The organism is Micromonospora echinofusca (assembly GCF_017614955.1).
In the GTDB taxonomy this organism is placed as follows: Bacteria; Actinomycetota; Actinomycetes; order Mycobacteriales; family Micromonosporaceae; genus Micromonospora; species Micromonospora echinofusca_A.
Genome location: NZ_WVUH01000285.1, coordinates 1 through 9,558, shown reverse-complemented (window position 1 = coordinate 9,558; position 9,558 = coordinate 1). Strand labels below are relative to the sequence as shown.

Here is a 9,558-nt window from a genome sequence, read left to right as displayed (position 1 = left end):
CCCCCGGGCCCACGCTACCCCCGCCGCCACCCGCCGGCAGGCCGATCGGCGGCTCAGACGACCCTGACCGGCTGCGGCCCGTTGGCGGGAGGCACCCCGACCGGCCGTGACCGGTCCAGCCGCGCCAGCCGGGTGACCGGCAGCGCCGGCAGGGCCGTCTCCCACCGGCGCAGCATCCCGGGTACCGGCCAGCGCACGTCGGCGTGCCGCCAGATGGCGTCACGGCAGCGGGCATGCCAGCTCAGCCGGCTGTTCGGCAGGCTGGACCGGAAGATGTCGTCCCGTAGCGCGTACAGCACCCGCAACGAATGCCGGAACGCGAGCAGACTGCGGCGGTGCTGCGGTTGCCGGTCGAGCCAGCTCAGGTCCCGCCCGTCACAGGTCTCGCAGTCGCACGTCCAGAGTCCCGCCTCGGGGAACAGCGCCCGGGTGCGGGCGATCACGTCGGTCCGCCGGTACGCCAGGCACCGGCCCACGATGGCCGACGGCCGGCCGACCCGGGGCGCCGGACCGGGCACCGGCGGCACCGGGTACAGGTGCCGCAGCGCGGGTACGGTGCCCACCGCCGCCGCCGTCGCCCCGCAGCAGAGCGCACCGAGCGCCGAGACGTCGCAACGCAACAGCAGTACCGGCACCCCGCAGTCGAGTACCTCCAGGAGGCCCTCGACGGCACCCGGCTCCGCGAAGGGATCCGCCGGATGTTCCAGGACCAGCGCCACCGGAACCCCGGCGAGCGCGACGTAACGGGTGAGGGTCCGGCGGGCACCGGTACCGGTCAACCAGGAGATGTGCAGGGGCAGCAGGGCGATGGCGTCGCCCAGCCGCGCCGTGGCCTGGAGGAGGTGCCAGAGGCCGGCGGCATCACCGGCGGCGACGTACCCCGAGTCGGTGAGTACCGGCAGTCCCAGTTCGCGCTGACCGTCGATCCACCAGTCGCTGAACGGGGTACGCGCGTCGCAGCGGCCCGCACCGGCGTACCGGCCGGCGTCGAGGAGCAGCGGATGACCGAACCGACCGCTCCGGACCAGGCGACGGGCCTGGTCGAGGCAGTTCTGCCGGCGGTCGGCGGAGGCCGTGACGACGAGGCCGCTACCCGGCTGGTCGGCGACAGCCACCGCTTCGGCGATCTGGGCGGGGCCGCAGTGCACCAGCAGGGACCGGTCGAAGCAGTCCACCGGGCCCACCGGCCCCGGCCGGGGACCGGCCGACCCATCCGCCACCGACACTCCCACCGATCGCGCACCGTCCCCGTATCGTAACGCTGCGGAATCGAGAGTCACGAATTCCTGCCGTTTTCTGGCAGATCCCGGGCAGCCGGTGGTCAGGAGCGCCCCGCCCGCCCACCGTCGCGCCCGTCCCGGGTGGCGAGCATGCTCCAGCCGATCGAGACGGCGATGGTGAGCACCACGAACCCGAGGGTCACCGGGACGGGCAGCTTGCCGACCGGTGTCCCGGCCAGGATCAGCTTGACCCCGGCGAAGGCGAGCAGCACCGCGAGACCGTAGTGCAGGTGGGTGAAGCGGCGCAGCAGTTCGGCGAGACAGAAGTAGAGGCTGCGCAGACCGAGGACGGCGAACGCGTTCGCGGTCCAGACGATGAAGGTGTTGGTCGTGACGGCCAGGATCGCCGCGACCGAGTCGATGGCGAAGACCAGGTCGGTGGCCTCCACCGCGACCAGGGCGACGAGCAGCAGCGTGCCGCGTCGCCGCCCCTCGGTCCGGACCAGGAACCGGTCACCGGAGAAACGGGGTTCGATGGGTACCAGCCGCCGGACCGCCCGGACCACCAGGTTGCACTCCGGCTCGATGTCCTCCTGCCGTTTGACGGCCATCTTCCAGCCGGTCCAGATCAGGAAGGCCCCCAGCACGTACCCGGTCCAGAAGAAGCGTTCCAGCAGTTCGGCCCCGACGAAGATGAAGCCCAGCCGGAAGATCAGCGCCCCGACCACCCCCCAGAAGAGCACCTTGTGCTGGTACTGCGGGGGCACCTTGAAGTAGCCGAAGATCAGCGCGAAGACGAAGACGTTGTCGACGGAGAGCGCCTTCTCGATCAGGTACCCGGCGTAGTACACGCCGGCGGCCTCCGGATGCCACGCGAAGAGCACCAGACCGAAGGCGAGGCCGGCGACGATCCAGACCGCCGACCAGAGCAGCGCCTCCCGTACGCCGATGACATGGTTGTCCCGGTGCAGGAGGATGTCGACGGCGAGCAGAGCCGCGAGGAGGGCGACGACAGCGAACCAGGCCCACAGGGGCACCACCAGCGCGGCGACGTCCCGCACCGGTCAGGTCCGCAGCACGTCCGGACAGCGGAGGGGACCGGTCGGTAGGCCGTGCCGGCACCCTTCCCCTACCCGATGGTCCATAACGGCACGATACGGGCGTCAGTACCGCTTGTGTCGGGTGATTCCCCGGTCCGGATGCCAACTCTCGATGACCAGGTGGTCCGACGGCTCCCCCACCCGGGTCAGCACCACCTCGGTCACCTCGATCCGGAACCGGTGCGACCCGTCCTCGGCGGTCGGCTCCTCGTGCGCCCGACCCGCGATCTTGGCGTCCCCGCCCCACGAGCCCGGATCGTCCTCCGGGGTGTCCTCGGTCGGGCAGTGCAACGCGACCCGGGGATCGCGGAGCAGGTCACGGGCCTTCAACGAGCCCGGCATACTGCCGAGGCGCAGCTCCCCGTCCTCGTCGAACTGGAACTCCGTCCCGCTGATCCGGGGCGAACCGTCACGGCGCAGCGTCGCCATCGTGCCGTGCTTGCGGACCGAGAACCGGGCCCGCACCCGCTCGGCGAACTCGGGCTCTGCCTTCACCAGATCTGACCACCATGCCATGCCGGACAGCATCCCATCCGACATGGATGATCACCTCTCCACGCGCGGAGCCCGGTCAGCGGATCTCGAAACCGAACGACCGGGCGATCACCAGCGCCTGCTCCGGGTCGATCACCGCACCGCCGACCTCCACCGCCGTCGGGTCGAGCGCGCTGAGGTCACTGCCCCGCAGGTCGCACCCGGTGAGCCGGACGGCGTGCAACTGGGCGGCGGAGAGGTCCACCCCGGTGAACGCGGCGTCGGCGCAGTTCGCCCCGGTCAGGTCGGCCTCGCGCATCCGGACCCCGGAGAAGGTCACGCCCCGCAGATCCGCTCCGGGGAGGGCCACGAACGACCAGTCGCCGCCGGCCACCCGCAGCGGACGCAGGTCGCACTCCGCGAAACTGCTGCCGACCAGTTTGCAACCGGTGAACTCGGCATCGAAGAACACGCACCGCTTGAACTCGCAGCGCAGGAAGGCCGAGTCGGTGTGCCGGGAGGCGTTGAACCGCACGTTGCCGAAGACGCACTCGGTGAAGACGGCACCCCGGGTGACCGCTTCGGTCAGGTCGACGTCGAAGAACCGGCACCGGGTGAAGTGCCGCTCGACGAACTCCTCCGCGTACCAGTCGTCGTTGCGGAAGGTCTCGTCCTCGGTCAGCTCCACCACGGGGCCGAGACTAGTGTGCCGTACCGACACTTTCCCCGCCCCGGGCCAGGCGTTAGGTTCGGGCGATGAGCGTGGCACGGACCGTCGACCCGGATCAGGTCGGCTTCGACCCCGCGCGGCTGGCGCGCGTCGACGAGCACTTCGGCCGGTACGTCGACGACGGCCGGCTCGCCGGCTGGCAGATCGTGGTGACCCGCCGGGGCGAGATCGCCCACTCCGCCACGTACGGGCTGCGGGACCGGGAGGCCGGCCTGCCGGTCGAGTCGGACACCCTGTGGCGGATCTACTCGATGACCAAACCGGTCACCTCGGTCGCGGCGATGATGCTCTGGGAGGAGGGCCGGTTCGAGCTGACCGACGAGATCAGCCGGTGGCTGCCCGAGTTCGCCGACGTACGGGTCTACCAGAAGGGGTCGGCCCTCAAGCCGTACACCGTGCCGGCCACCGAGCCGATCCGGGTGTGGCACCTGCTCACCCACACCGCCGGCCTGACCTACGGGTTCATGCAGACCTCGGTGGTCGACGGCATCTACCGGGCCGCCGGTTACGACCTGCTGCCGCCGGCCGACGTCGACCTCGCCACCGCCTGCACGGCCTTCGGTGAGCTGCCGCTGCTCTTCCAGCCGGGCAGCGCCTGGGGCTACTCGGTCGCCACGGACGTGCTCGGCCGCCTGGTCGAGGTGGTCTCCGGGCAGTCCCTGGACGCCTTCTTCGCCGAGCGGATCTTCGCGCCGCTGGGCATGACCGACACCCGCTGGTGGGCCGACGACGCCGACGCGAAGCGGCTCGCCGCGCTCTACGTACCCGATCCGGGCACCGGCCGGGCGGTCCGCTACGACCAGATCGGCGCCCTGGCACACCAGCCGCCCCGGCTCCTCTCCGGTGGTGGTGGCCTGCTCTCCACCGCCGCCGACTACCACCGGTTCACCCAGTTCCTGCTCCGCGAGGGCGATCTGGACGGGGTACGCCTGCTCGCTCCCCGGACCGTGCGGTTCATGACCCACAACCACCTGCCCGGCGGCCGGGACCTGGGTGAGCTGTCGGTCGGCGGCTTCGCCGAGACGGTCTTCGACGGGATCGGCTTCGGGCTCGGCTTCGCCGTGGTGCTGGACCCGGTGCCGAGCCGGAGTGCCAGCAGCGTCGGCGAGTACTACTGGGGCGGGGTGGCCAGCACGGCGTTCTGGGTCGACCCGGCCGAGGAGGTCACCGCGCTGCTCTTCACCCAGCTCATGCCGTCGAGCACCCACCCGCTCCGCTCCCAGCTGCGGCAACTGGTCTACTCGGCCCTGGTCGGCTGACCAGCGGGTACCGGTCGGGGCCGCCGTACCGGAGATCCCGCGTTCCGGCCACCGGCTCACGGCCCGCTTCGTAGCCTGGGAGACGAGCGGCCTGCCCGGGCAGCTCAGCCGGCGCGCGGGAGGCGGTCAGGGTGAGCAACATCGTGGTGTTCGGCGCCGGTGGCACCCTGGGCTCCCGGGTCTGCGCCGAGGCCGTCCGACGGGGCCACCAGGTGACGGCGGCGGTACGCCGACCGGAGGCGGTCACCTATCTGCCGCCGGAGGTGAGCGTGGTACCCGGCGATGCCACCTCGGCCCGGTCGGTGGCCGAACTCGCCCCACTGGCCGACGCGCTGGTCGTGGCGATCGGCGGCCCCGGTCGTACCCTCTGGCGGGAGGCCGCCGAGACCCTGGTGACCACGCTGCGGGACATGCCGGCGGCGCCCCGGATCATCCACCTGGGTGGCGGGGCGACCCTGTTGGCACCGGACGGTAGTCGGCTCCTCGACGATCCCGAGTTTCCCGACCGGTACCGGGAGTCCGCCGCCGGTCAGGCCGACGCACTCGACTACTACCGGTCGTCGAACGGTGTCACCTGGACCTACGTCTCGCCGCCGCCGCTGGAGTTCCATCCCGGCGAGCGCACCGGCCACTACCGGACCGACGGCGACCGGCCGGTGACCGACGAGCACGGCCGCTCGGTGCTCAGTTACGAGGACTTCGCGGTCGCGGTGGTCGACGAGATCGAGCAGCCGCGGTTCACGGACGCCCGGTTCACCGCCGCATACTGATCCCGGTCTGTCAGCCGGACCTCAGCCGGTAGCCAGCCGGGCCGGGAATCCGCCGGTCGCGAGCGGCCCCCAGGTGTCGATGGTGACCCGGACCAGGCACTTGCCCTGCCGCCGCATGGCGTCGCGGTACCCGTCCCAGTCGGGGTGTTCACCGGAGATCCGGCGGTAGTACTCCACCAGGGGCTCCAGGGCCTCCGGCAGGTCCAGTACCTCGGCCGTGCCGTCGACCTGGACCCAGGGGCCGTTCCAGTCGTCGGAGAGGACGCAGAGCGAGACCCGGGGGTCGCGGCGCAGGTTGCGCACCTTGGCCCGTTCCGGGTACGTCGAGATCACGATCCGTCCCCCGGGGTCCACCCCGCAGGTCACCGGGGACGACTGGGGTCGGCCGTCCCGGCGGAAGGTCATGATGACCGCGCGGTGCCGAGGGGTGAGGAAGTCGATCAGGGCATCCCGTTCGACCTGCTGGTTCGTTGCGATGTTGGGTGTCACCGGTCTGTTCTACTACGTCCGGCGCCGACCCGCCGGGCACCACGTCCGGCGCCGACCGGCCGGGACACCACGTCCGGCGCCCGCCGGGAGAGCGCGTGCAGCGACTGCCGGTCCCACCGCCGGTCGGTTCAGCAGAACCAGCCGTCCTGCACCCAACCGCGTCGGTTGATGTACCCGTAGGCGAAGCCGTAGACGTACCCGCCGGAGCGGGGGCCCTCGACGAGGAAGGTCTGCCCCCGGTAGAGGGTGCCCATCCAGGCCCCGTTGGGTTGGGTCCGGACGAAGAGCGACTCGGCGCAGACGGTCTCCCGTACCCCGATCGTCCCGTCGGCGGCCCCGGCCGCGACGGGCGTGGCCAGCAGGGCGGTGGCGACGGTGGCCGCGACCAGCGCGGCGCGGCGGGGGGTCACCACGAGTCGTACCCGCCGATGCACTCGAGCCGCAGGTAGCCCCAGTCGTTGGGGCCGAAGTCGAAGGTGGCGGCCCAGCCGTTGTAGACCGGGTGGGCGCCGGGCGTGTGCCCGATCTTGTTGCCGTAGTACAGGGTCCGCTTCAGGTTGACCGGGCCGCTGGCCGAGTCGTAGTTGTCGTAGAAGCTGGCCGACTGGCAGATCACGATGGCGTGCCGGGGTACCACCGGCTCCGCCTGTGCGGCGGGTACACCGGCCGGCGCGAGCACCAGCCCGATCGTCGTCGCTCCGGCCAGGGTCGCGGTCGTCCACCGTCGCACCGGATGCCTCCCGGGTGTCAGAGGGGTGGCATCACATTAACGTTTATCAATTAAGATCACTACCGTCCGGCGGTGGTCGACGGTCAGCGGGCGGCGGGCTGCGCCGGCACCCGGGCCCGCCCGGACGGCCGCCAGGCCCGCCCGTTGGCGTAGATCACCCGGAACCCGAGGTACGACGCGAGCGGCGCCCAGTGGGCCGAGTCCATCCGCAGCTCTGCCGCGTTGTGCCGGTGCCCGTTGGCCAGCACGTCGAGCAGCACCGTCTCGAAGGCGGCCGACTCCACCCAGTCGACCTTGCGGGTGTACCCGCAGACCAGCGCCGCCCCGGTGACCGCGAGGAAGTCCTTCAGGGTGGCGTCGGAGGCCCGCAGCACCGAGCAGCTGCCGAAGTACAGCCGCTTGCCCTCGCACCGGCCGGCCATCCGGTCCGCCACGTCGTCGAGGTCCACGGAGTGCCAGTCGGTGAGGCAGAGCCGGCTGGGCTCGCCGTGCATGGCGAAGAACCCCACCCGGTAGTCGGCGTACTGCTTGAGCAGCCACCGGTCGAGGAAGAAGTGCAACTCGTCGGGGGTGGCGGCGTCCCGGTGGATGAAACGGATCTTGCCGAGGCGCTCCAGCAACTCCAGCGTCGGCAGCACGGACCCGCGCTCGTTGAGATCACGGTGCCACTGCCCCTCCAGGCAGAACACCCCGCCACGCGCCACGCCGACTCCCTCCACCGGGCCCGGCCAGTGACGTTACCGCCTCACCCGGCGGCCACGCCGCCGGGCCGCAGGGGCCACACCGACCGGGACGGGGCCGCACCGCCGGACCGACCGCCCGGGGGCCGTCGCCGCCCGCCGGTCGGGCGCGCCCCGGCGGCAGCAACCTGATCCGGCGTACGCCGTTGAGCCGGGTACCGGGTCGCGCCGTCGGAGCGGGCCCCGGATTGGTGACACCCACCAGCGGGATCGAGATGCGTTAATTTGATTCCCTGGCGTCGTCAGGATGCTGGCGGCGGCAGCCCACGGCAGCCCGCGAGCGAGAGGGGTCGACGATGACCTCCGGACAACCGGTATCCGACGGCGGCGGGGGCCTGCTCCGCCGCAAGCCGATCGACGAGATCACCGACGAGACCGACACCGGCGGTGGTGGTGCGGGGTTGGCCCGGTCCCTGGGGCTGTGGCAGCTCACCGCGATCGGGGTCGGTGGCATCATCGGTGCGGGGATCTTCGCCCTGGCCGGGGCGGTGGCGAACCAGACCGCCGGACCGGCGGTGCTCTTCTCGTTCCTGATCGCCGGGGTGGCCAGCGCGGCGGCGGCCCTGTCGTACGCCGAGTTCGCCGGCATGATCCCCCGGGCCGGCTCGGCGTACACCTACGGGTACGTCGTCCTCGGCGAACTGGTGGCCTGGTTCATCGGCTGGGACCTGCTGCTGGAGTACACCGCGATCGTCGCGGTGGTGGCGATCGGCATCTCCGGCTACTTCGGCTTCCTCGTCGGCCAGATCGGCATCGAGCTGCCGGCCTGGATGCTGGGCGCGCCCGGTACCGGGGAGGGGCGGGTGGTGGACCTCTTCGCGGTGCTGCTCTGCCTGCTCATCGCGTTCCTGCTGAACCTGGGGATCAAGTCGGCGGCCCGGTTCGAGACCTTCGTGGTCGTCCTGAAGGTCGCCGTGGTGCTGCTGGTGGTCCTGGTCGGCTTCTTCTACATCGACACCGCGAACTACACGCCGTTCTTCCCGTTCGGGGTCACCGGGGCACTCACCGGCGCGGCGACCGTCTTCTTCGCCGTGTTCGGTTACGACGCGATGAGCACCGCGGCCGAGGAGTCCCGGGACGCCACCCGGCACATGCCCCGGGCCATCCTCTACTCGCTGGGCATCTCGATGGTGCTCTACGTGCTGGCCACCCTGGTACTGACCGGCATGCAGCACTACACCGAGATCGACCCGGAGAGCGGCTTCTCCTCGGCCTTCGCCTCGGTCGGGCTCTCCGGCCTGGCCAGCGTCATCGCGGTGGGGGCGATCGTCGGCATCCTCACCGTGATGTTCACCTTCATGCTCGGGGTGACCCGGGTCTGGTACGCGATGAGCCGGGACGGCCTGCTGCCGGCGTGGTTCGCCAAGGTGCACCCGGTACGGCGGGTACCGAGCCGGGTCACCTGGATCGTCGGCGTGGCGTCCGCGGTGATCGCCGGCTTCCTGCCGATCCGGGAGGCCGCCGAGCTGACCAACATCGGGATCCTGCTCGCCTTCGTCGTGGTCTGCATCGCGGTGATCGTGCTGCGGTACCGCCGCCCCGACGCACCCCGGACGTTCCGGCTCCCGGGGATGCCGCTGGTCCCGGCGATCGGGGTGATCTTCTCGGTCTGGCTGATCACCTTCCTCGCCCCGGAGACCTGGCTGCGGTTCGCGGTCTGGTTCCTGCTCGGCCTGCTCATCTACTTCGCGTACAGCCGGCGGCACTCCCTGCTGGCCCGCCGCAACGGTCGCTGACCGGCGCGCCCCTGCGCAGACGGGCCTCTTTACGCCCCGGAAGACGGCTGTTATCTTCACCGCAATACTTGCAAATATTTACAGCAATCTTGCCGTGATCTTGCGAAGCGCGGCACCGACCGGCGCCCGACCCACCGGGTGCCCGGGAACGCCCAGGTACGGCGGCGACGCCCCGGCGTCGCCGCCGGTGGTCACTCCGGGAGACCCGTCATGCCCAGCGTCAGGCCACGCCCGCACCGCGCCGGCATCCTCGCCACCATCGTCTGCACCGCACTGGCCGCCCTCGGCGTCGTCCTGCCCGCCGCCACCC

11 protein-coding genes are annotated in these 9,558 nt (G+C 71.4%); 3 read left to right on the top strand and 8 right to left on the bottom strand.

All coding sequences use genetic code 11. The annotated features are described in order from the left end of the window. Window positions 1–53: 53 nt before the first annotated feature. The 4 genes from GSF22_RS25495 to GSF22_RS25480 form a co-directional block, all read right to left on the bottom strand. Window positions 54–1,220 (bottom strand): hypothetical protein, encoded by a 1,167-nt coding sequence (locus tag GSF22_RS25495; RefSeq protein WP_208816271.1) that lies wholly within the window; start codon window positions 1,218–1,220, stop codon window positions 54–56. 101 nt (window positions 1,221–1,321) lie between these two features. After that, entirely contained in the window at window positions 1,322–2,263 is a 942-nt protein-coding gene (locus tag GSF22_RS25490) for a TerC family protein (protein WP_208816272.1), read from the bottom strand. A 120-nt stretch (window positions 2,264–2,383) separates the two neighbouring features. After that, window positions 2,384–2,815: a pyridoxamine 5'-phosphate oxidase family protein gene (locus tag GSF22_RS25485; RefSeq protein ID WP_307804314.1), complete on the bottom strand. Its 432-nt coding sequence runs from the start codon at window positions 2,813–2,815 to the stop codon at window positions 2,384–2,386. Window positions 2,816–2,891: 76 nt separating this feature from the next. After that, window positions 2,892–3,485, bottom strand: a complete 594-nt coding sequence (locus GSF22_RS25480; protein ID WP_208816269.1) for a pentapeptide repeat-containing protein — start codon at window positions 3,483–3,485, stop codon at window positions 2,892–2,894. A gap of 65 nt (window positions 3,486–3,550) precedes the next feature. Here GSF22_RS25480 and GSF22_RS25475 point away from each other — a divergent pair, with 65 nt between their 5' ends. After that, complete coding sequence (locus GSF22_RS25475) at window positions 3,551–4,783, top strand: serine hydrolase domain-containing protein (RefSeq protein WP_208816268.1); 1,233 nt, start codon at window positions 3,551–3,553, stop codon at window positions 4,781–4,783. A 131-nt stretch (window positions 4,784–4,914) separates the two neighbouring features. Then, on the top strand, window positions 4,915–5,553 hold the full coding sequence (locus GSF22_RS25470; protein ID WP_208816267.1) for an NAD(P)-dependent oxidoreductase: 639 nt from the start codon (window positions 4,915–4,917) through the stop codon (window positions 5,551–5,553). A gap of 21 nt (window positions 5,554–5,574) precedes the next feature. On the opposite strand, the gene GSF22_RS25465 is transcribed toward GSF22_RS25470, so the two are convergent. From GSF22_RS25465 to GSF22_RS25450, 4 genes are all read right to left on the bottom strand, one after another. Then, window positions 5,575–6,042, bottom strand: a complete 468-nt coding sequence (locus tag GSF22_RS25465; RefSeq protein ID WP_208816266.1) for a PPOX class F420-dependent oxidoreductase — start codon at window positions 6,040–6,042, stop codon at window positions 5,575–5,577. A gap of 128 nt (window positions 6,043–6,170) precedes the next feature. After that, window positions 6,171–6,455 (bottom strand): hypothetical protein, encoded by a 285-nt coding sequence (locus GSF22_RS25460; RefSeq protein ID WP_208816265.1) that lies wholly within the window; start codon window positions 6,453–6,455, stop codon window positions 6,171–6,173. Then, window positions 6,449–6,772 carry a hypothetical protein gene (locus GSF22_RS25455; protein ID WP_208816264.1) on the bottom strand — a complete coding sequence of 108 codons (324 nt, stop codon included), beginning with the start codon at window positions 6,770–6,772 and terminating at the stop codon, window positions 6,449–6,451. Before GSF22_RS25455 ends, GSF22_RS25460 begins: the two co-directional genes overlap by 7 nt. Before the next feature lie 83 nt (window positions 6,773–6,855). Beyond that, window positions 6,856–7,476, bottom strand: a complete 621-nt coding sequence (locus tag GSF22_RS25450) for a DUF6642 family protein (RefSeq protein ID WP_208816263.1) — start codon at window positions 7,474–7,476, stop codon at window positions 6,856–6,858. A gap of 332 nt (window positions 7,477–7,808) precedes the next feature. Here GSF22_RS25450 and GSF22_RS25445 point away from each other — a divergent pair, with 332 nt between their 5' ends. Continuing rightward, window positions 7,809–9,248, top strand: coding sequence for an amino acid permease (locus tag GSF22_RS25445; RefSeq protein WP_208816262.1), 1,440 nt, complete (start codon window positions 7,809–7,811; stop codon window positions 9,246–9,248). Window positions 9,249–9,558 lie beyond the last annotated feature (310 nt).

Coding starts and splice junctions, on each gene's coding strand:
- GSF22_RS25475 (WP_208816268.1), top strand. CDS start 3,551: ATGAGCGTGGCACGGACCGTCGACCCGGATCAGGTCGGCTTCGACCCC.
- GSF22_RS25445 (WP_208816262.1), top strand. CDS start 7,809: ATGACCTCCGGACAACCGGTATCCGACGGCGGCGGGGGCCTGCTCCGC.